This window comes from Pseudomonas sp. 43mfcvi1.1 (genome assembly GCF_900115935.1).
GTDB lineage: Bacteria > Pseudomonadota > Gammaproteobacteria > Pseudomonadales > Pseudomonadaceae > Aquipseudomonas > Aquipseudomonas bijieensis.
Window position 1 is genome coordinate 375,215 of the sequence record NZ_UETT01000005.1, and the last position, 21,135, is coordinate 396,349.

Below are 21,135 nucleotides of genomic sequence, written 5' to 3' on the forward strand. Positions count from 1 at the left end.
GTTTCAACGGGGTGAAGCGCCATTGAAGGCCTGTTATTAGAGTAGTGCTGTTATCTACAGATGCTGGCCGTGGCGGGCCATGATGTGGCGCACCACGCTGTAATCCTGGAGCGAATCGCTGGACAGGTCTTTGCCATAGCCCGAGCGTTTCAGGCCGCCGTGGGGCATTTCACTGACCAGCATGAAGTGACTGTTGATCCAGGTGCAGCCGTATTGCAGCCGCGCCGCCACCTGCATTGCCTTGTCCAGGTTCTGGGTCCACACCGAGGACGCCAGGCCGTATTCGGAATCGTTGGCCCAGTCCACCGCCTGGCTGAGTTCGTCGAAGCGGGTCACGGTGACCACCGGGCCGAACACCTCGCGCTGGACGATTTCATCGCTTTGCTTGCAGCCGGCCAGCAGCGTGGGCTGGTAATAGAAACCGGCACCGGAATGCACCGCCGCGCCAGTGATGCGTTCGATGTGCGGCTGGCCGAGGGCGCGCTCGACAAAACTGGCAACCCGGTCGCGCTGGCGGGTGCTGATCAGCGGGCCGATTTCATTGTCGGCATCGCGCTTGCCGGCAAAGCGCAGGCTGCTGACTGCCGCGCCGAGTTCGGCCACCAGCCGGTCATGAATCGCCCCTTGGGCGTAAATCCGGCACGCCGCGGTGCAATCCTGCCCGGCGTTGTAATAACCGTAGGTACGCACGCCTTCGACCACCGCCTGGAGGTCGGCGTCGTTGCACACGATCACCGGCGCCTTGCCACCGAGCTCCAGGTGCGTGCGCTTGAGGGTTTTCGCTGCGGCCTGGAGGATCTTCTGCCCGGTGACGATATCGCCGGTCAGCGAGACCATGCGTACTTTCGGATGGCTGACCAGATGGCTGCCCACACCTTCGCCACCCCCGCAGACGATGTTGATCACGCCCCGTGGCAGGATCTCGGCCAGCGTTGGGGCCAAGGCCAGGATCGACAGCGGCGTGTGTTCCGAGGGCTTGAACACCAGCGTATTGCCGGCGGCCAGGGCCGGGGCGATTTTCCACGCGGCCATCATGATCGGGTAATTCCATGGCGCAATGGACGCCACTACACCGATTGGGTCGCGGCGCACCATGCTGGTGTAGCCGGGCAGGTATTCGCCGCTGAGCTGGCCGGTCTGGCAGCGCACGGCACCAGCGAAGAAACGAAATACATCCACCGTGGCGCTCAGGTCATCCTGACGCGCCAAATGCAGTGGCTTGCCGCAGTTCAGGGATTCGAGGCGGGCCAGCTCATCGGCGTTTTTCTCGATGGCACTGGCAATCTCCAGCAGCAGGTTCGAACGCTGTTGTGGCGTGGTGCGCGACCAACCATCGAAGGCGTGATGGGCGGCGAGAATCGCGGCTTCGACCTGCTCGGTGCTGGCCTCGGCGATGTGAGCCAACACTTCGCCGGTGGCCGGGTTGAGGATCGGCTCGACAATGCCCTCACCAGGAGCGAGTTCCCCGTCTATCAGCAACGCGGTGCATAACGGGGTTTGCGTGCCTGCCATTTTTTATAGGTCTCAGTGGAAACAAAGAACCTGTGGGAGCGAGCCTGCTCACTCCCACAATGGAATGTGGTGATGCAGCAAGACTAGTGCTCAGCCTCAAGGCCGACAAATTCGAAATACTCAAGGCTTCGTTCGATTAAATAGATGGCTTGCGTCCGCCATGGGGCTGTTCCCGGGCGACGGCCAGGAACGGGTCGACCGACGCCGGTCGCGCCGTGCCCCGGCGCCAGGCCAGGCCGACGTCGAGGGTCTGGTTGAGGTCGGCAATCGGTCGCGCTTCGATGATGTCGCCTTCCAGCGACCATGGGCGGTACGTCATGTCCGGCTGGATCGACACGCCCAATCCCGCCGCCACCAGGCTGCGCACCGCTTCGGTCGAGGCGGTGCGCAGGGTGACCTTCGGTTGCAGGCCGGCACCGCGCCACAGGCGCTGGGCGTTGCGGTCCATTTCATCGACGTTCAACTGGATCAGCGGTTCGCGGGCGACGTCGGCCAGGTTGATGCTGTCGTGTTCCAGCAGCGGATGCTGCGCCGGCAGCCACAAGCGATGGGGCGAATGGGTCAGGACTTCGGTCTGCAAGGCGTGGCGGTCTTCCAGGTTGGACAGGATCAGCACCCCGACATCGATTTCGCCGCTGACCAGCAGATGCTCGATGTAGGGCCGCTCGTCCTCCATGACGCGGATTTCCACGTTGGGATAGGCGCGCTGGAAACGGGTCAGCAGGTCCGCCAAGTAATACCCGGCGACCAGGCTGGTGACGCCGATGGTGACTTGGCCGGCAACCTGGTCGGTGCTTTGTTGCAGGCTGCGCTTGGCGTTGTCGACGGTGGCCAGGATCAAGTGGGCCTGGCGCAGGAATTGGTGGCCCTGGTGCGTCAGGGTCATGCCCTTGGCGTGGCGATTGAACAGGTTGACGCCGATCTCCTGCTCCAATTGCTGGATGGCCAGGGTCAAGGTCGACTGGGAAATGAAGGCCGTTTGCGCAGCGGCAGAGATGGAGCCGGTTTCGGCCACGGCGATGAAATGGCGAATCTGACGCAACGTCATCATGGGGATTGCCCGCTGAGCGGTTTTATCGATGAGCTCCAGTGTATATCGTTTTTTTCAATGGGTAGCGAGTCGACAGGCAACATCTCGAAGCAATCTCGCCGAAGGCGGCGGGGCACTTTCGATCTAGGCTGATGGCCTTAATGATCCGGTTACTCCGAATGCGTGGAGGCAGCAAATGAACACTCGTGGATTGCTCGATCAGCTTCTCAAGTCCGGCCAGGAAATGTTGCAGAACAAGGCGGGCGGCTCCCAGGGCAAATCGTCCGGCGGCCTGGGCGGATTGCTCGGCGGCTCCGGCAACCTGGGCGGAATGCTTTCCGGTGCGGGCGGCGGGGCATTGGCCGCCGGGGCCATGGGCCTGTTGCTGGGCAACAAGAAAGCCCGCAACTTCGGCGGCAAGGCCCTGGCCTATGGTGGCCTGGCGGCCTTGGGCGTGATCGCCTACAAGGCTTACGGCAACTGGCAGGCCCAGCAGGGCAGCGCACCGAAAACCGAACCGCAGACCCTCGACCGCGTTCCGCCGGCGCAGGTCGAACAGCACAGCCAGGCGATCCTCAAGGCGCTGGTGGCGGCGGCCAAGGCCGACGGCCATGTGGACGAACGTGAGCGGCAGTTGATCGAAGGTGAGTTCACCAAGCTCGACAACGACCAGGAACTGCAACACTGGCTGCACGCCGAACTCAACAAGCCCCTGGACCCCACTGACGTCGCCCGCGCCGCCAGCACCCCGGAAATGGCCGCGGAAATGTACATCGCCAGCGTGATGCTGGTGGACGAGGAAAACTTCATGGAGAAGTCCTACCTCGATGAACTGGCGCGCCAACTCAAGCTGGAACCGGGGTTGAAGGTGGAACTGGAGAAACAGGTGCGCCAGGCGACCGTATAGAACAGCCCCAACGCTATTCCCTGTGGGAGCGAGCCTGCTCGCGATGGCGCCTGGTCAGTCACAGCATCATTGGCTGATACACCGCTATCGCGAGCGGGCCCGCTCCCACAATGGTTTTGTGTCGTTTGATAGTCTTGTATCCAACGCATTTTCCTGTGGGAGCGAGCCTGCTCGCGATGGCGCCCGGTCAGTCACAGCATAGTTGGCTGATATACCGCTATCGCGAGCAAGCTCGCTCCCACAAGGGGGCATTGCTCATTTTGAGAAAACGGTGAACTTCGGCCTCGCCAAAATCACCCCACAGCGCCATACAGATGCGACGCCGCCCTCGGCTATACTCCCCAGCATTTTCAAGTGCCCGAGGTTTTACTGTGAAGAATTGGACATTGCGCCAACGCATCCTGGCGAGTTTTGCGGTGATCATCGCCATTATGTTGCTGATGGTGGTGGTCTCTTATTCACGGTTGTTGAAGATCCAGGACAGTGAAGAAAAGGTGCGGGCCGATGCGGTGCCGGGGGTGTATTACAGTTCCATGATTCGCGGTGGCTGGGTCGACAGCTACGTCTTGACCCAGCAAATTGTCGGTCTCTCGGGGAACCGGGAAATCACCGCCGAGGACAAGGCCCGCTACCAGGGCTTCGAGCAGCACCTGCGCGAAGAAATACAGAACTATCAAAAGCTGATCCAGAACCCCGCCGACCAGGCCTCTTTCGATGAGTTCGAGGCCAATCACCTGGCATTCAACCAGGCCATGGCAAAGGTCCTGGACTTGTACCAGCGCAAGGACTACGAAGGTGCCCGGCTGGCGCTGGATAAAGAGCTGACGCCGGCATGGATCGGCGGTCGCGGGCATCTGAATCACATTATCGAGCGCAATCGTGAACTGGCGGAAGACGCCACCCAGACCATCGGTGATGCGGTGACGGCGGCCAAGGTCGCCATGGGCCTGTCGTTCCTGGTCGCGCTGATTATCGCTGTACTGTGTGGCCTGTTGCTGATGCGCGCGATCATGGCGCCGATGAACCGTATCGTCGAAATCCTCGAGATCATGCGCAGCGGTGACCTGAGCGGGCGCCTGAACCTGGCGCGCAAAGACGAGTTCGGTGCAGTGGAAACCGGCTTCAACGACATGATGGCCGAGCTGACCTCACTGGTGTCCCAGGCCCAACGCTCGTCGGTGCAGGTCACCACTTCGGTCACCGAGATCGCCGCCACCTCGCGCCAGCAACAGGCCACGGCCACCGAAACCGCCGCGACCACCACCGAGATCGGCGCGACGTCCCGGGAAATCGCCGCCACCTCTCGCGACCTGGTGCGCACCATGACCGAAGTCTCCACCGCCGCCGACCAGGCCTCGGTGGCCGCCGGTTCCGGCCAGCAGGGCTTGGCGCGCATGGAAGAAACCATGCATTCGGTGATGGGCGCCGCCGACCTGGTGAACGCCAAGTTGGCGATCCTCAACGAGAAGGCGGGCAACATCAACCAGGTGGTGGTGACCATCGTCAAAGTGGCCGACCAGACCAACCTGCTGTCCCTCAACGCGGCCATCGAGGCCGAGAAGGCCGGTGAGTACGGTCGCGGTTTCGCCGTGGTGGCGACTGAAGTCCGACGCTTGGCCGACCAGACCGCCGTGGCGACCTATGACATCGAGCAGATGGTGCGCGAGATCCAGTCCGCTGTATCGGCCGGCGTGATGGGCATGGACAAGTTCTCCGAAGAAGTGCGCCGGGGCATGGCCGAAGTGCAGCAGGTCGGCGAGCAACTGTCGCAGATCATCCATCAGGTCCAGGCCTTGGCGCCGCGGGTGTTGATGGTCAACGAGGGCATGCAGGCCCAGGCCACGGGGGCCGAGCAGATCAACCACGCCCTGGTGCAACTGGGCGATGCCAGCAGCCAGACCGTGGAGTCCCTGCGCCAGGCCAGTTCCGCCATCGACGAGCTGAGCCAGGTCGCCGTGGGGCTGCGCAGCGGCGTCTCGCGTTTCAAAGTCTGATGGGCGAGTTCGAGACCCGGCGTGGTGCCGCACCGACGGCCCGCCAGACGTTGTTCCTGGAGTTCCGCATCGGCAGCGAGCGTTATGCCCTGCAGGCCATCGATGTGGTGGAAGTGCTGCCGCGCCTGCCCCTCAAGCCGATCGCCCGGGCGCCGTCCTGGGTGGCGGGGGTGTTTGCCTGGCGCGGGACGGTGGTGCCGGTGATCGACCTGTGCGCCCTGACCTTTGGCCAGAGTGCCGAGGCCAGGACCAGCACGCGACTGGTGCTGGTGCGCTATCAGGGCGACGCACAACAAACGGAACAGGTGTTGGGCCTGATCCTGGAACAGGCGACCGACACCGTGCGCTGTGACCCGACCGATTTCAAACCCTACGGCCTGGACAATCGGCAGGCGCCGTACCTCGGTCCGGTCCGCGAAGATGCCCATGGGTTGTTGCAATGGGTACGGGTCAATGACCTGCTCGATGAGTCAGTGCGTGGGCTGCTGTTTCCTGCGTCGCCGCTGAACCTCGATGATCTCGAGGCTCTGCCATGAACAACGACCAGCGGTTTTTCGATTTTCTCAAGGAGCGCATCGGCCTGGATGTGACCTCCGTCGGCACCGCGATCATTGAGCGGGCCGTGCGCCAGCGCATCATTGCCGTGCCCGGGCGTACCGCCGATGAATATTGGCAGGGCCTGCAGCATTCGGCCCAGGAGCAGCAAGCGCTGATCGAAGCAGTGATCGTTCCGGAGACCTGGTTCTTCCGCTATCCCGAATCCTTCGCGACCCTCGCCAGGCTGGCCGTCAAGCGCCTGGCCGAGATCAAGCACCTGCGGGCCCTGCGCATTCTCAGCTTGCCGTGCTCCACCGGTGAAGAGCCTTACTCTATTGCCATGGCCTTGCTCGACGCCGGCCTGGGGCCACATCAGTTCAAGGTGGACGGCCTGGACGTCAGCCCGCTGTCGGTGGCGCGGGCCAAGGAGGCACGTTACGGCAGGAATTCCTTTCGTGGTGCGGAGCTGGGTTTTCGCGAGCGGTATTTCGACGCCGAAGACGAGGGCTACCGCCTCAGCGAACGGGTGCGTGAACAGGTGCGCTTGCAAGTGGGCAACCTGCTGGATCCGGCCCTGCTGGTGAACGAGGCACCTTACGATTTTGTGTTCTGTCGCAACCTGCTGATCTATTTCGACCAGCCGACCCAACAGCAAGTGTTCGAGGTACTCAAGCGCCTGACCCATCAGGACGGCGTGCTGTTTATCGGCCCTGCCGAGGGCAGCTTGCTGGGACGACTGGGCATGCGCTCGATCGGGATTGCTCAATCGTTCGCTTTCAGCCGCCAGGGGGCTCCCGAGCCACAGCCAGTGCCGGCGTTGATGTCGACCCCGTTGCCGGTTCGGCAGCCACCGTCGCGCGTTGTCCCGCCGGTGATTCGGCCGCGACCGTTTGCGGCGAGCGTGACGCCGATTGCCGAGCCCAAAGGCAGCGATGCCGCGACCTTGCTGGCCAATATCGCCGCCCTGGCCAACGGCGGCAAAAGCGCCGAGGCCCGTGCGACTTGCGAAGAATACTTGCGCAGCCACGCGCCAAACGCTCAGGTGTTCTATTGGTTGGGCCTGCTCAGCGACATGGCCGGCAGCGCGCTGGAAGCCCAGGGTTTTTATCGCAAGGCGCTTTATCTTGAACCGCAACACGCCGAGGCCCTGGTGCATCTGGCGGCGCTGCTGGCTTCCCAGGGAGACGCGGCCGGAGCCCGTCGATTGCAGGAACGTGCCGCCCGCAGCGGGCGCACGGCAGACAGTGAGCACAAACGATGAGCGGTTCGGCTTCTTACACCGTCACCCATGACGATGCCCAGGCAATCGACGACTGCTGGAATCGCATCGGTGTGCATGGCGACAAATCCTGTCCGTTGTTGGCCGAGCATATCCACTGCCGTAATTGTTCAGTGTATTCGGCGGCCGCCACCCGGCTGCTCGACCGTTATGCCTTGCCGCACGATCAGCGGGATTTGTCCCTTGCCCCGGTAGACAGCGATGTGGTCACGCGTTCGCTGCTGATGTTCCGCCTCGGCGAGGAATGGCTGGGCCTGACGACGCGCAGCCTGGTGGAAGTGGCGCCGTTGCAGCCGATCCATTCCTTGCCTCACCAGCGTTCACGGGCCTTGCTGGGCGTGGCGAACGTGCGCGGGGCGCTGGTGGCTTGCTTGTCGCTGGTGGAACTGTTGGACCTGGAACCCGGCGTGGCGGCAGTTTCCGGCGCACGGGTGATGCCACGCATGTTGATTGTCGCGGCCAAGGGCGGGCCAGTGGTGGTGCCGGTGGATGAGGTGGACGGCATCCACGCCATCGATGAGCGCATCCTGGCGGGCGCTTCGCAATCGGCGGCCAAGTACACCCGGGGCGTGCTGCCCTATAAGGGCCGCAGTCTGCGCTGGCTGGATGAAGAACAGTTGCTGTCCGCTGTGGCCCGGAGCCTGTCATGACCCCCGATCAGATGCGCGACACCTCGTTGCTGGAGCTGTTCAGCCTGGAAGCCGAAGCCCAGGTCCAGGTGCTGAGCGCCGGCCTGCTGGCCCTGGAGCGCGATCCGACCCAGGCCGATCATCTTGAATCGTGCATGCGTGCGGCGCATTCCCTCAAGGGCGCGGCGCGTATTGTCGGGGTGGACGCCGGGGTCAGCGTGGCCCATGTGATGGAAGATTGCCTGGTCAGCGCCCAGGAGCGGCGCCTGGTGCTGGGCGCCGAACATATCGACGCCTTGCTGCAAGGCACTGACCTGCTGACACGCATCGCCACCCCGGGCAACAGCGTCGGCGCCCCGGACATCGATGCCTACGTGGCGTTGATGGGGCGTCTTCTCGATCCCAATGCGCCACAGGTCCCGGCGGTGGCGCCACCGATCATCGAGACGCCAGTCGAGCCGGTACGCGTCGAGCTGTCGCAAGCGCCATCGCCCGAGGCAATGGAACCGGCGCCGAAACGCAAGCGGGTCACCGAAGGCGGCGAGCGGGTCCTGCGGGTCACGGCTGAGCGCCTCAACAGTCTGCTCGACCTGTCGAGCAAGTCCTTGGTGGAGACGCAGCGCCTCAAGCCCTGGCTGGCGACGCTGCAACGGCTCAAGCGCCAGCAAGGCAGTGGCTTGCGCGCCCTTGAAGAGCTGAACGTGCACCTCAAGGCTCACCCCCTGAGCCTGCAAGCCCAGGAAGCCCTTGGTGATGCCCGCCGCTTGCTCGCCGAAACCCAGCAGTTGTTGGCGCAGAAAACCGCCGAGCTGGATGAATTCGCCTGGCAGGCCAGTCAGCGGGCGCAGGTGCTCTACGACACCGCACTGGCCTGTCGCATGCGGCCGTTCGCCGACGTGCTTTCGGGTCAGGCACGAATGGTCCGTGACCTGGGCCGCAGCCTGGGCAAACAGGTGCGCCTGGAGATTGAAGGCGAGAAAACCCAGGTCGACCGTGATGTGCTGGAAAAGCTCGAAGCACCGCTGACCCACTTGTTGCGCAACGCCGTGGACCATGGCATCGAAACCCCGGAGCAACGGCTGCTGGCCGGCAAGCCCGCCGAAGGCCTGATCCGCCTGCGCGCCTCTCATCAGGCCGGTCTGCTGGTGTTGGAGCTGGCGGACGACGGCGCCGGGGTGGACCTGGAGCGGGTGCGCCGCAGCATCGTCGAGCGCGGTCTTTCTCCTGAGCAAACCGCCGCCAGCCTGAGCGAAGAGGAGCTGCTGACCTTCCTGTTCCTGCCCGGGTTCAGCCTGCGCGACACCGTCACCGAAGTGTCCGGGCGCGGCGTCGGCCTGGACGCCGTCCAGCACATGGTCCGGCAGTTGCGCGGCGCGGTGGTGCTGGAGCAGGCGGCAGGCGAGGGCAGTCGTTTCCATCTCGAGGTGCCGCTGACGCTATCGGTGGTGCGCAGCCTGGTGGTGGAAGTCGGCGATGAAGCGTATGCCTTTCCCCTGGCCCACATCGAACGCATGTGCGACCTGGCGCCGGAAGACATCGTGCAGGTCGAAGGCCGCCAGCACTTCTGGCATGAAGGCCGGCACGTGGGGCTGGTCGCCGCCAGCCAGTTGCTCAATCGCCCGGCCACGCAGAACAACGGCCAGACCCTCAAGGTCGTGGTGATCCGCGAGCGCGAGACGATCTACGGCGTGGCGGTGGAGCGCTTCATCGGTGAGCGGACCCTGGTGGTCTTGCCCTTGGACGAACGCCTGGGCAAGGTCCAGGACATTTCTTCCGGGGCCTTGCTCGACGATGGCTCGGTGGTGTTGATCGTCGATGTCGAAGACCTGCTGCGTTCGGTGGACAAGTTGCTCGATACCGGGCGCCTGGAACGCATTGCCCGGCAGGACCAGGCCCAGGCCCCGCGCAAGCGGATCCTGGTGGTGGACGATTCCCTGACCGTGCGCGAGCTGCAGCGCAAGTTGTTGCGGGGTCGCGGCTACGACGTGGCCGTGGCGGTGGATGGCATGGACGGCTGGAACGCCTTGCGCTCGGAGGATTTCGATCTGCTGATCACTGACATCGACATGCCGCGCATGGACGGTATCGAGTTGGTGTCGCTGTTGCGGCGTGACAACCGTTTGCAATCGCTACCGGTGATGGTGGTGTCCTACAAGGATCGCGAAGAAGATCGCCGCCGTGGCCTGGACGCTGGCGCCGACTATTATCTGGCCAAGGCGAGTTTCCATGACGACGCCTTGCTCGACGCCGTGGTCGAATTGATCGGAGGGGCACGCGCTTGAAGATCGCCATCGTCAATGACATGCCCCTGGCGGTCGAGGCCCTGCGCCGCGCCCTGGCGTTCGAGCCGGCGCATCAACTGGTCTGGGTGGCCACCAACGGGGCCGAGGCGGTGCAGCGCTGCGCCGAATACACCCCGGACCTGATCCTGATGGACTTGCTCATGCCGATCATGGATGGCGTGGAGGCCACCCGACGGATCATGGCCGACAGCCCCTGTGCGATCGTGATTGTCACTGGTGACAGCCAGCAGAACGTTCACCGGGTGTTCGAGGCGATGGGCCATGGCGCGCTGGATGTGGTCGATACCCCGGCCCTGGGCGTCGGTAACCCGGCGGACGCGGCGGCGCCGTTGCTGCGCAAGATCACCAACATCGGCTGGCTGATCGGTGAGCGCAACAAGCGTGAACGACCCGCGCCAGCGCCGCAGCGTGCGGCAGTGTCGCGCAAGAGCCTGGTGGCCATCGGATCGTCCGCGGGCGGGCCGGCGGCGCTGGAGGTGCTGCTCAAGGCGCTGCCGCGTGACTTTGCCCCGGCCATCGTGCTGGTCCAGCATGTGGACGAGGTGTTCGCCGCAGGCATGGCCGAGTGGCTGGGCAGTGTATCGGGCCATACGGTGCGCCTGGCCCGGCACGGCGAGACACCGCAGAGCGGTACCGTGTTGCTGGCCGGGACCAACCATCATTTGCGTTTGTTGAAGGATGGCACCCTGGCCTACACCGCCGAGCCGGTGAACGAGATCTACCGGCCCTCCATCGACGTGTTTTTCGACAGTGTCGCCCAGTACTGGAGTGGCGACGCGGTGGGCGTATTGCTCACTGGCATGGGCCGTGATGGTGCACAAGGGCTTAAACTCATGCGCCAGCAGGGCTATGTGACCATCGCCCAGGACCAGCGCAGCAGTGCGGTGTACGGGATGCCCAAAGCGGCCGCCGCCATCGACGCCGCCGCCCATATTCTTGCCCTGGACGCTATCGCGCCACGGTTGTTGGAGATTTTTACCCCATGAAGAACCCCGCCAGCTTTGCCCCAGGCCGTATTCAGGTAAGCCACCATGAATGATCTGCAGCTCGACGAATTCAAGCGCGATGAGAACGCCGCCATGGTCTTGCTCGTCGACGACCAGGCGATGATCGGCGAAGCGGTGCGGCGCGGGCTGTCGAATGAAGAAAACATCGACTTCCACTTCTGCGCCGACCCGCACCAGGCCATCGCCCACGCGGTTCGCATCAAGCCGACGGTGATTCTCCAGGATTTGGTGATGCCTGGCCTCGATGGCCTGAGCCTGGTGCGCGAGTACCGTAACCATCCGGCCACCCGTGATATCCCGATCATCGTCCTGTCCACCAAGGAGGACCCGCTGGTCAAGAGCGCGGCGTTTGCCGCCGGGGCCAACGACTATCTGGTCAAGTTGCCGGACAACATCGAACTGGTGGCGCGCATCCGCTATCACTCGCGTTCCTACATGATGCTGTTGCAGCGCGACGCGGCCTATCGCGCGCTGCGGGTCAGCCAGCAGCAACTGCTCGACACCAACCTGGTGCTGCAACGCCTGATGAACTCCGATGGCCTGACCGGGCTGTCCAATCGCCGGCACTTCGACGAGTACCTGGAGCTGGAATGGCGCAGGGCGATGCGCGACCAGAGTCAATTGTCGCTGCTGATGATCGACGTGGATTACTTCAAGTCCTACAACGACAACTTCGGTCACCTGGAGGGCGACGAAGCCTTGCGCAAGGTCGCCACGGCGATCCGCGAGGCGTGCAGCCGTCCGTCCGACTTGCCGGCCCGCTACGGCGGCGAAGAGTTTGCTTTGGTACTGCCCGGCACCTCGCCTGGCGGCGCCCGGCTGATGGCCGAGAAACTGCGCCAGAACGTCGTCGCCCTGAAAATCCCCCACGCCACGCCCGACGGCGGCGAGAACCTGACTATCAGCATCGGCGTCTCGACCTTTACCCCACAGCAGGGTAGCGATAGCCGGCAATTGATCTCGGCGGCGGACAAGGGGCTGTACGTGGCCAAGCACAGTGGGCGCAATCGGGTGGGGGTTGAATAGATCACCCTGGATGTCGACTGGAACGCCTTTGTGGCTGAGGGGCTTATTGTGGCGAGGGGATTTATCCCCGCTGGGCTGCGTAGCAGCCCCAAATACAGTCAACTCAATTTGCCTGGCACACCGAGTTGTCGGGTTTTTAGGGCTGCTTCGCAGCCCAGCGGGGATAAATCCCCTCGCCACAGGGGTATTGTGCAGAATCCCCCCTGAAGCTCATTGCCCCTAAAGCCGCCAGGCGGGCTGCCGCTGGCGCTTGATTACGTTATACTCGCCGGCTTTCAAAAGTTCGCCAACGAGTGCTGCCCGCCATGGAAATCAACCCGATCCTTAACACCATCAAGGACCTGTCCGAGCGCTCCGAAACTATTCGGGGGTATCTTTGACTACGATCAAAAGCATGAGCGCCTGACCGAAGTCAATCGCGAGCTTGAAGATCCGAATGTCTGGAACAACCCTTCGTACGCCCAGGAACTGGGCCGCGAGCGTTCCGCGCTGGCGCAGATCGTCGAGACCCTGGATGAACTGTCCAGCGGCCTGGCCGATTGCCGCGACCTGCTGGACATGGCTGTCGAAGAGAACGATGAAGGTGCGGTCGGCGATGTCGTCGCCGAGCTGACACGCCTTGACGAGAACCTCGCCAAGCTGGAATTCCGTCGCATGTTCAGCGGCGAGATGGACATGAACAACGCCTACCTGGACATCCAGGCCGGTTCCGGCGGCACCGAAGCCCAGGACTGGGCCAACATCCTGCTGCGCATGTACCTGCGCTGGGCTGACAAACGCGGTTTCGACGCCACCATCATGGAGCTGTCGGCCGGTGAAGTCGCCGGGATCAAGGGCGCCACCGTGCACATCAAGGGCGAATATGCCTTTGGCTGGCTGCGTACCGAGATCGGCGTGCACCGCCTGGTGCGCAAGAGCCCGTTCGACTCCGGCAACCGTCGCCATACCTCGTTCTCGGCGGTGTTCGTCTCGCCGGAAATCGATGACAACATTGAGATCGAGATCAACCCGGCGGACCTGCGCATCGATACCTACCGCTCCTCCGGGGCCGGTGGCCAGCACGTTAACACCACCGACTCGGCCGTACGGATTACCCACGTACCGACCAACACCGTGGTCAGCTGCCAGAACGAGCGTTCCCAGCACGCCAACAAAGACACCGCGATGAAGATGCTGCGGGCCCGCCTGTACGAGCAGGAAGTGCAGAAGCGCAATGCGGCGTCCCAGGCGCTGGAAGACACCAAGTCGGATATCGGCTGGGGTCACCAGATCCGTTCGTACGTGCTCGATGCCTCGCGGATCAAGGACCTGCGTACCAGCATCGAACGCAGCGATTGCGACAAGGTGCTCGACGGCGATATCGATGAATACCTGATCGCCAGCCTCAAACAAGGGCTGTAACGCGACACCCATGCGGCGGGCAGGCACGCTTCCACCAGGGAGCGCTGCTCGCCCGCAAACTCCGGCCCCGGGGCCGGGGGCAACGAACCTGTGATGGAATCCTTAAAGACATGAGCGACCTAGAACTCGACCCGCAAGCCCTGCAACAGGAAGAAAATTCCCTGATCGCCCTGCGCAAGGAAAAGCTTGCTGCCGAGCGTGCCAAGGGCCAGGCCTTCCCCAACGACTTCCGCCGCGACGCCTACTGCGACGTCTTGCAGAAGACGTACGCGGACAAGACCAAGGAAGAGCTGGCCGAGGCGGCGATTCCAGTCAAGGTGGCCGGTCGCATCATGCTCAATCGCGGTTCGTTCATGGTGATCCAGGACATGACCGGGCGCATCCAGGTCTACGTCAACCGCAAGACTCTGCCGGAAGAAACCCTGGCCGCCGTCAAGACCTGGGACCTGGGTGACATCATTGCCGCCGAAGGTACCCTGGCCCGTTCCGGCAAGGGTGACCTGTACGTCGAAATGACCAGCGTGCGCCTGCTGACCAAGTCCCTGCGCCCACTGCCGGACAAGCACCACGGCCTGACCGACACCGAGCAGCGCTATCGCCAGCGCTACGTCGACCTGATCGTCAACGAAGACGTGCGCCAGACGTTCCGCGTGCGCTCGCAAGTCATCGCCCACATCCGCAGCTTCCTGATGAAGCGCGACTTCCTGGAAGTCGAGACGCCGATGCTGCAGACCATCCCCGGTGGCGCGGCGGCCAAGCCGTTCGAGACCCACCACAACGCCCTGGACATGGAAATGTTCCTGCGTATCGCGCCGGAGCTGTACCTCAAGCGCCTGGTTGTCGGCGGCTTCGAGAAAGTCTTCGAGATCAACCGCAACTTCCGTAACGAAGGTGTTTCGACCCGGCACAACCCCGAGTTCACCATGCTCGAGTTCTACCAGGCCTACGCCGACTACGAAGACAACATGGACCTCACCGAGGAGCTGTTCCGCGAGCTGGCGCAGCTTGTTCTCGGGACCACCGACGTGCCGTATGGCGACAAGGTGTTCCACTTCGGCGAACCGTTCGTGCGCCTGTCGGTGTTCGACTCGATCCTCAAGTACAACCCTGAGATCAGCGCCGCTGACCTGAACGACATCGACAAGGCCCGTGCCATCGCCAAGAAGGCCGGGGCCAAGGTGCTCGGCTTCGAAGGCCTGGGCAAGCTGCAAGTGATGATTTTCGAAGAGCTGGTCGAGCACAAGCTGGAACAGCCGCACTTCATCACCCAGTACCCGTTCGAAGTGTCGCCGCTGGCCCGTCGTAACGACGAGAACCCTAGCGTGACCGACCGTTTCGAGCTGTTCATCGGTGGCCGCGAGATCGCCAATGCCTACTCCGAGCTCAACGATGCCGAAGACCAGGCCGAGCGCTTCATGGCCCAGGTGGCCGACAAGGACGCCGGCGACGACGAAGCCATGCACTACGATGCCGACTTCGTGCGTGCCCTGGAGTACGGCATGCCGCCGACCGCTGGTGAAGGCATCGGCATCGATCGCCTGGTGATGTTGTTGACCAACTCACCGTCGATCCGGGATGTGATTCTCTTCCCGCACATGCGGCCTCAAGCGTAAGTGTTTCAACTAAAAAGCCGCCTGGAAGGGCGGCTTTTTATTGCCTGTCTGGTACAAACGTATCAATTGGTTACTTTTGAAAAAAAGAGGAAGACCTGTCGTGAATCGTGCAATGGCTTCAGAAGGTGCAGCGGGCGTCGCCACGGCTGTCGCTGAAAGTGTTCAGTACCAGGGCCGCAAGGCCAGCCGACAGGGCAGTGAGCAGCGTCGCCAGGAAATTCTCGACGCGGCCATGCGCATCGTGGTGCGCGATGGCGTGCGAGCCGTACGCCATCGCGCCGTGGCTGCCGAAGCCGGCGTGCCGCTGTCGGCCACCACGTACTATTTCAAGGACATCGATGACCTGCTCACCGACACCTTTGCCCAGTACGTGGAACGCAGTGCGGCATTCATGGCCAAGCTGTGGACCAACAACGAAGGCCTGCTGCGGGAAATGGTCGCCTACGGTGACGGCAGCGCCCAATCACGCTCGCAACTGGCGGACGACATCGCCCGGATGACCGCTGACTATGTACAGCACCAACTGGACAGTCGCCGCGAGTACCTGATGGCCGAACAGGCCTTTCGCCAGGAAGCGCTGCTCAACCCACGCCTGGCGGAGTTGGTGCGTTCCCACCAGCAGATTTTGCTGCACGGCACGTGTCAGTTTTTCCAGGTATTAGGCTCCCGCGAGCCGCAACAGGATGCCAAAGTGTTGACGGCGATTATCGGACGGATGGAATATCAGGGCTTGCTCAATGGCGCCGAGCCGGTAGCCGATGAAGATATGCTCGGTATCCTGACCCGCTACATGCACCTGGTACTGGCGTCGGTGTAGTCCCTTTGTGGAGGCCACCACCGTCCCTGTGGCGAGGGAGCTTGCTCCCGCTGGGCTGCGCAGCGGCCCCTTTTTGTGAGTGCTGCGCACTCAAGCGGGAGCAAGCTCCCTCGCCACAAGGGCAAGGCAACATGTGCCATAGGGAGTTCCAATGAAAGCCTGGCGTGCCGTTGTACTGGCCATGTCGTTGCTGCTGCTCAGTGGCTGCCTGGTGTCCTTCAAGGCTCCGTTGCCGGAGAGCGAAGCGGCGCCCAAGGGCTTGCTCGGTCACTGGACCAGCACCAACGCCTGGGGTGAGCCGTTGAACCTGGAGTTGACCGAGATCGGCAAACACCACTACCAGGCCATCAGCTACTTCCGGGCCAGGCCCCATGAGCGCGAAGCCATTCCCTTGACCGTCTCCCGTCACGGCAGCCGCTGGTACCTGTCGGCCAAGGTGCCGGCACGGTATGGCGGGCATTTCGTGATCGCCGGTTTTGAACTGACCGATAAACAGGAACTGGTGGTCTACAACCTGGACCTGGAGCAGATTAACCAGGCCATCGACCAGAAACGCCTCAGTGGCCAGCCGAACCCGAGCGAAGAAGGCGACGGCGTGCTGGTGGACAGCGACATGAACAAGGTCTTCAGTTACCTCGACGACCCGGCCAATTCCGATGTGTTCTCGGAGGCCGTGCGTTACCAGCGGCTGCTCAAATCCCAATAAGCAACAACCCAATAACAGCAACAAGCGGACGTTTTTTCACAGGAGTTCCGGGTGGACGATTACCAGCAGACGATACGCACCTTGTCCGATCGCATTGTGCTGGCGCAAACGCCGATTCGCATTCTCGACGCGGTGAAATGGGATGACAGCATCCGTAAGGGATTCCTCAAGGCCAAGGGCAAGGAAATGCCCGCCGTGGACCGCGACTATTACCTCAACCGGCCGTTGTCCTTCGATTCCAGCAAGGTGAAGCTGGAGTTCCAGAACATCGAGCGTGACATCACCCGCCAACTCGGGCAGTTCAACCCGGTCGGCCAGATCATGCGGCGCATGTGCAAGGAATACCGCATGGTGGTGCGCATGCTCGAAGCGCGCGGCACCGAGGATTTCGGGCTGATTTCCCAGGAGCTGTACGGTGCGGCTTCCGATGCGTTCCACGCCGGCGACCCGACCCTGGCAGACCTGGGGTTGATGCTGTCCGACTACCTGAACAACATCGATGGCCGTGGCGACCTGAAGGACGAGCCGAAGATCCTCACCGCCAAGGACGCTGTCAGCTTGCTGCAGCATCGGCTCAACCGGGTGTTCGGCGAAGCCGAGGAAACCATCCGCGTGTTCGAGTCCGATGGCATCGTGGCCGATGCGGCGGCGGGGGCGGACTACATCAAGATCCGCACCGATGCGATGTTCAACGAGCGTGACGTGCGGGCGCTGGAGGTCCACGAAGGGCTGGTGCATGTCGGCACCACCCTCAACGGCCTGAACCAACCGATCTGCACCTTCCTGTCCAAGGGGCCGCCCTCATCCACCGTGACTCAGGAAGGCCTGGCGATCCTGATGGAGATCATCACTTTCGCCTCCTACCCCAGTCGTCTGCGCAAACTCACCAACCGCACCCGCGCCATTCATATGGTGGAGGAGGGGGCCGATTTCCTGCAGATCTTCGAGTTCTTCCGCGAGCAGGGCTTTGAAATGGCTGAAAGCTACGGTAACGCCAGCCGGGTGTTCCGTGGCTCGGTGCCGACCGGGCTGCCATTCACCAAAGACTTGTCCTACCTCAAGGGCTTCATCATGGTTTACAACTACATTCAGTTGGCCGTGCGCAAGGGCAAGCTGGAACAGGTGCCACTACTGTTCTGCGGCAAGACCACGCTTGAGGACATGCGCACGTTGCGGCAACTGGTGGACGAAGGCCTGGTCGTACCGCCCAAGTACCTGCCCGAGCAGTTTCGCGACATGAACGCGCTGTCGGCCTGGATGTGTTTTTCCAACTTCCTGAACCACCTGAGCCTGGATCGGATCGAAGCGGATTATTCCAACATCCTTTGAACACAATGCGATGCGGTTAAAGATGTGGGAGCGAGCCTGCTCGCGATAGCGGTGTTCCAGTCAACATTGATGTTGAATGTCCGACCGCTATCGCGAGCAGGCTCGCTCCCACAGGGGGACTGTTTATAACTTCTGATTTTGCGAGGTTTCACCGGATGCGAACCCTCGGCATCATTTGCCTGCTGCTGGCCCTGAGCGGTTGCAGCTCCCTGCTGTTCTACCCCGAGCGCGGCCTGCCGTTCACCCCGGAGCGGGCCAAGCTCGAGTACCGCGACGTCACCCTGACCACCGCCGACGGTCTCAAGCTGCGTGGTTGGTGGCTGCCGGTCAAACCCGGCGTGGAGGTCAAGGGCACGGTGCTGCATCTGCACGGCAATGGCGGCAACCTGGCCTGGCACCTGGGTGGGAGTTGGTGGTTGCCGGAGCGTGGTTACCAGGTGTTGATGGTCGACTACCGTGGTTACGGCGTGTCCGAAGGTGAGCCGAGCCTGCCGGCGATTTACCAGGACATCGACGCCGCGTTCAAATGGCTCGATCAATCTCCTGATGTCCAAGGCAGGCCACTGGTACTGCTCGGCCAGAGCCTGGGCGGCGCGCTGGCGGTGCATTATCTGGTCGAGCATCCCCAGCGCCAACGGCAGCTCAAGGCCCTGGTGCTCGATGGCGTGCCGGCCAGCTATCGCGACGTCGGGCGTTTCGCCCTGAGCACTTCGTGGCTGACCTGGGCGTTCCAGGTGCCGCTGTCCTGGCTGGTGCCCGACGGTGACAGCGCGATTGCCTCCGTTGCGCAATTGACCGGCGTACCGAAATTGATCTACCACAGCCTGGATGATCCCATCGTGCCTCTTTCCAACGGCATCCGTCTGTATCAAGCTGCGCCGCCGCCGCGGGTCCTGCAACTGACCCGCGGCGGACATGTGCAGACATTCGCCGACCCGGTCTGGCGCACAGTGATGCTGCGTTACCTTGACGACCCCCAGCACTTTGACGGCCTGCGCCGCCTGGGCGAAGTCCCGAATTATCCGAAATCACCCGTTGAATCTTCAGAGAGCCCGCAATGAGCGAAGAACGTAACGCCATCCCCCTGATCATCACCGGTATCTGCAGCATCCTCGGCACCGTCGCGGTGCTCTGGTACTACGGCTACCTGCACTTCGCCAAACCCGAGGACGCGTTGCTGCTCAATGAATTCACCATGCTCAAGACCGTGCCGGGCGAGGACTACAAAGTCGCCCTGGAACCGGCGCCGCAGGTGGCCCAGTGCATCGACGGCGTGCTGGTGTTGTTCGACACCGAACAGAAAGGCCTGACCGGCGTGCTGATCAACGAGAAGAAGCGCGCGGTGCGTTGCATGGGGCAGGAGACGCCACAAAAATTGCAGCCATAAGCAACCCCCCTGTGGGAGCGAGCCTGCTCGCGATGGCGGCAGGTCAGCTGTATAGGTGTTTACTGAACCACCGCTATCGCGAGCAGGCTCGCTCCCACAGGGAATATGGCTGGCTCGAAGAATGTGTGCGGGCATGAAAAAGCCCCGCCTGATTAACTCAGGCGGGGCTTTTTTGTTGCACTCAGCCGATCAGTTGGCGCTCATGGTCGAACGCGGGGCCACTGGCTGGTTGTCGTTGGAAATGGTCACTTCCACCCGACGGTTCATGGCACGGCCCGAGACACTGGTGTTGTCGGCCACCGGGAATTCCTTGCCGTAACCCTGGGTCACGATACGGGCCGGATCGACGCCCATTTTCACCAGCGCGAGTTGCACGGAACTGGCGCGGCGTTCGGACAGCGACTGGTTGTAGGAATCCGAACCGGTGCTGTCGGTGTAGCCTTCGATGATCACCTTGCGGTCCGGGTTTTCCTGGAGGAACTGCGCCAGTTTGCTCACATTCGTCATGCCGCTGGCGCGCAGGTCGGACTTGTTGGTGGCAAACAGCACGTCACCGAAGGTCACCAGCGTACCGCGTTCGGTCTGCTTGGCGTTCAGGCTGTCCTGCAATTGCTTGATCTGCGCATTACGCGCATCGAGCAGGGCACGGGCGCGTTCGTCACCGGCGTTTTTCAGCTCGGCTTCGGCGTTGCGCAGGGCGATGGTCTGCTTGGCCACTTCAACGCGTTGGTTGGTCAGGTAGGCCAACTGGTCGACCTTGGCTTCGTCTTCCTTGTCCAGGTAGGCCTTGTCGGCCTTGGCCAAGAAGTCGGCGGCGTCTTTGGTTTCCAATGCGGCCACTTTCGTTGCCGCCGGGTCAGCCTGCAGACCGTTGTAGTTGGTGCGAGCCTGTTCCAGGTTCGCGTTCGGGTCGTGGGAGCAAGCGGCCAGGGCTACGCAGGCAGCGAGCAGGGCGGGCATCATCAAGTGTTTGTGCATCATAGTCTGTCGTCCTTTTATCAATGAGAAGTACGTCGTGGCGTGAACGGTTTACTGAACCTTGTTCATGCCTTCCTGACGCAGTTCCTGAACCCCTTTCTGAGAGTCCTTGAGGGCTTGTTCGGCCTTGGCGGCCTGGGCCTTGCGCTCGGCGACGCGGGCGTCCCACTCGGCCTGTTCGGCCAGACGCTTGGCTTCTGCGTAGTTCTTGTCATGCATGGCGATCTCGGCCTGCTTGAGCTTGTCCTGGGCCGATTTCATTTCCACCGCGGCGAATTCGGTACCGCCGGCGCTGACGGCGCTGTTGACCGCCGATTGGGTCACCGCGTACTGCTCCGAAGGTGGATTGCCAGCACACCCGGCGAGGATGAAGCTGCTACCGATAGCCAGGGCAGCCAACTTCAGGCCGCGCAGGCCAGTGGATGAGGGTTTGGCAGTGCAGGTATTCATAGGCTTCAACTCCATTGGAAAACTCCTGAAAAAACTACAAATCCATGCTGGGACCGAAGCTGTGACGTGTGGGTTGGCGCGGGCGCCAAGGCGCGTTTATTTAAACGACCGTTCCAGTATGGTTACTCGGTGTGACCCGAGGCGTTTTTCAAAAGTTCAGCGAGGATGGCCATTCGCCAAAAGAATTACTGACTGATCGGTCAGCGGCAGAAAAGCTGAACTTTCCAGGC

At 62.5% G+C, this 21,135-nt stretch carries 19 protein-coding genes; 15 read left to right on the forward strand and 4 right to left on the reverse strand.

The window, feature by feature from the left end:
• Positions 1-54: 54 nt before the first annotated feature.
• A complete protein-coding gene (locus tag DTP52_RS12675) occupies positions 55-1,512 on the reverse strand; it encodes a gamma-aminobutyraldehyde dehydrogenase (RefSeq protein WP_109753665.1) in 1,458 nt (485 codons plus the stop codon).
• Between the two features lie 136 nt (positions 1,513-1,648).
• Positions 1,649-2,563, reverse strand: coding sequence for a LysR family transcriptional regulator (locus tag DTP52_RS12680; protein WP_109753666.1), 915 nt, complete (start codon positions 2,561-2,563; stop codon positions 1,649-1,651).
• A gap of 175 nt (positions 2,564-2,738) precedes the next feature.
• Between DTP52_RS12680 and DTP52_RS12685 the strand changes: the two genes are divergently transcribed.
• From DTP52_RS12685 to DTP52_RS12755, 15 genes are all read left to right on the forward strand, one after another.
• Positions 2,739-3,449, forward strand: coding sequence for a tellurite resistance TerB family protein (locus tag DTP52_RS12685; RefSeq protein ID WP_109753667.1), 711 nt, complete (start codon positions 2,739-2,741; stop codon positions 3,447-3,449).
• Between the two features lie 371 nt (positions 3,450-3,820).
• Positions 3,821-5,443, forward strand: coding sequence for a methyl-accepting chemotaxis protein (locus DTP52_RS12690; protein WP_109753668.1), 1,623 nt, complete (start codon positions 3,821-3,823; stop codon positions 5,441-5,443).
• On the forward strand, positions 5,443-5,979 hold the full coding sequence (locus DTP52_RS12695; protein ID WP_109753669.1) for a chemotaxis protein CheW: 537 nt from the start codon (positions 5,443-5,445) through the stop codon (positions 5,977-5,979). Before DTP52_RS12690 ends, DTP52_RS12695 begins: the two co-directional genes overlap by 1 nt.
• Positions 5,976-7,241: a CheR family methyltransferase gene (locus tag DTP52_RS12700; protein ID WP_109753670.1), complete on the forward strand. Its 1,266-nt coding sequence runs from the start codon at positions 5,976-5,978 to the stop codon at positions 7,239-7,241. The genes DTP52_RS12695 and DTP52_RS12700 overlap by 4 nt, the downstream gene beginning before the upstream one ends.
• Entirely contained in the window at positions 7,238-7,909 is a 672-nt protein-coding gene (locus DTP52_RS12705; RefSeq protein ID WP_109753671.1) for a chemotaxis protein CheW, read from the forward strand. Before DTP52_RS12700 ends, DTP52_RS12705 begins: the two co-directional genes overlap by 4 nt.
• Positions 7,906-10,170 (forward strand): hybrid sensor histidine kinase/response regulator, encoded by a 2,265-nt coding sequence (locus DTP52_RS12710; RefSeq protein WP_109753672.1) that lies wholly within the window; start codon positions 7,906-7,908, stop codon positions 10,168-10,170. The genes DTP52_RS12705 and DTP52_RS12710 overlap by 4 nt, the downstream gene beginning before the upstream one ends.
• Positions 10,167-11,177, forward strand: a complete 1,011-nt coding sequence (locus DTP52_RS12715) for a chemotaxis response regulator protein-glutamate methylesterase (protein ID WP_109753673.1) — start codon at positions 10,167-10,169, stop codon at positions 11,175-11,177. Before DTP52_RS12710 ends, DTP52_RS12715 begins: the two co-directional genes overlap by 4 nt.
• Before the next feature lie 45 nt (positions 11,178-11,222).
• The gene (locus DTP52_RS12720) at positions 11,223-12,224 is read left to right on the forward strand and encodes a diguanylate cyclase domain-containing protein (protein ID WP_109753674.1); all 1,002 of its coding nucleotides are present in this window, start codon (positions 11,223-11,225) and stop codon (positions 12,222-12,224) included.
• A gap of 305 nt (positions 12,225-12,529) precedes the next feature.
• Positions 12,530-13,625, forward strand: a protein-coding gene (gene prfB, locus DTP52_RS12725; RefSeq protein ID WP_095963568.1) for a peptide chain release factor 2 whose coding sequence is annotated in 2 segments (ribosomal slippage) — positions 12,530-12,601 and positions 12,603-13,625 — 1,095 coding nt in all. Because the reading frame shifts where the segments join, the coding sequence is not laid out codon by codon here.
• Positions 13,626-13,735: 110 nt separating this feature from the next.
• Positions 13,736-15,238, forward strand: a complete 1,503-nt coding sequence (lysS, locus tag DTP52_RS12730) for a lysine--tRNA ligase (RefSeq protein WP_109753675.1) — start codon at positions 13,736-13,738, stop codon at positions 15,236-15,238.
• 100 nt (positions 15,239-15,338) lie between these two features.
• Positions 15,339-16,055 carry a TetR/AcrR family transcriptional regulator gene (locus DTP52_RS12735; protein ID WP_109753676.1) on the forward strand — a complete coding sequence of 239 codons (717 nt, stop codon included), beginning with the start codon at positions 15,339-15,341 and terminating at the stop codon, positions 16,053-16,055.
• 151 nt (positions 16,056-16,206) lie between these two features.
• Positions 16,207-16,761 carry a hypothetical protein gene (locus tag DTP52_RS12740; protein ID WP_109753677.1) on the forward strand — a complete coding sequence of 185 codons (555 nt, stop codon included), beginning with the start codon at positions 16,207-16,209 and terminating at the stop codon, positions 16,759-16,761.
• Positions 16,762-16,812: 51 nt separating this feature from the next.
• A complete protein-coding gene (locus DTP52_RS12745; RefSeq protein ID WP_109753678.1) occupies positions 16,813-18,090 on the forward strand; it encodes a flavohemoglobin expression-modulating QEGLA motif protein in 1,278 nt (425 codons plus the stop codon).
• A gap of 155 nt (positions 18,091-18,245) precedes the next feature.
• The gene (locus tag DTP52_RS12750; RefSeq protein WP_109753679.1) at positions 18,246-19,151 is read left to right on the forward strand and encodes an alpha/beta hydrolase; all 906 of its coding nucleotides are present in this window, start codon (positions 18,246-18,248) and stop codon (positions 19,149-19,151) included.
• Positions 19,148-19,477, forward strand: a complete 330-nt coding sequence (locus tag DTP52_RS12755; RefSeq protein ID WP_045155163.1) for a hypothetical protein — start codon at positions 19,148-19,150, stop codon at positions 19,475-19,477. The genes DTP52_RS12750 and DTP52_RS12755 overlap by 4 nt, the downstream gene beginning before the upstream one ends.
• A gap of 189 nt (positions 19,478-19,666) precedes the next feature.
• Here the strand turns inward: DTP52_RS12755 and DTP52_RS12760 are convergent, their stop codons facing one another.
• Both DTP52_RS12760 and DTP52_RS12765 read right to left on the reverse strand, forming a co-directional pair.
• Complete coding sequence (locus DTP52_RS12760; RefSeq protein ID WP_109753723.1) at positions 19,667-20,455, reverse strand: OmpA family protein; 789 nt, start codon at positions 20,453-20,455, stop codon at positions 19,667-19,669.
• A gap of 51 nt (positions 20,456-20,506) precedes the next feature.
• Positions 20,507-20,920 (reverse strand): DUF4398 domain-containing protein, encoded by a 414-nt coding sequence (locus tag DTP52_RS12765; RefSeq protein ID WP_109753680.1) that lies wholly within the window; start codon positions 20,918-20,920, stop codon positions 20,507-20,509.
• Positions 20,921-21,135 lie beyond the last annotated feature (215 nt).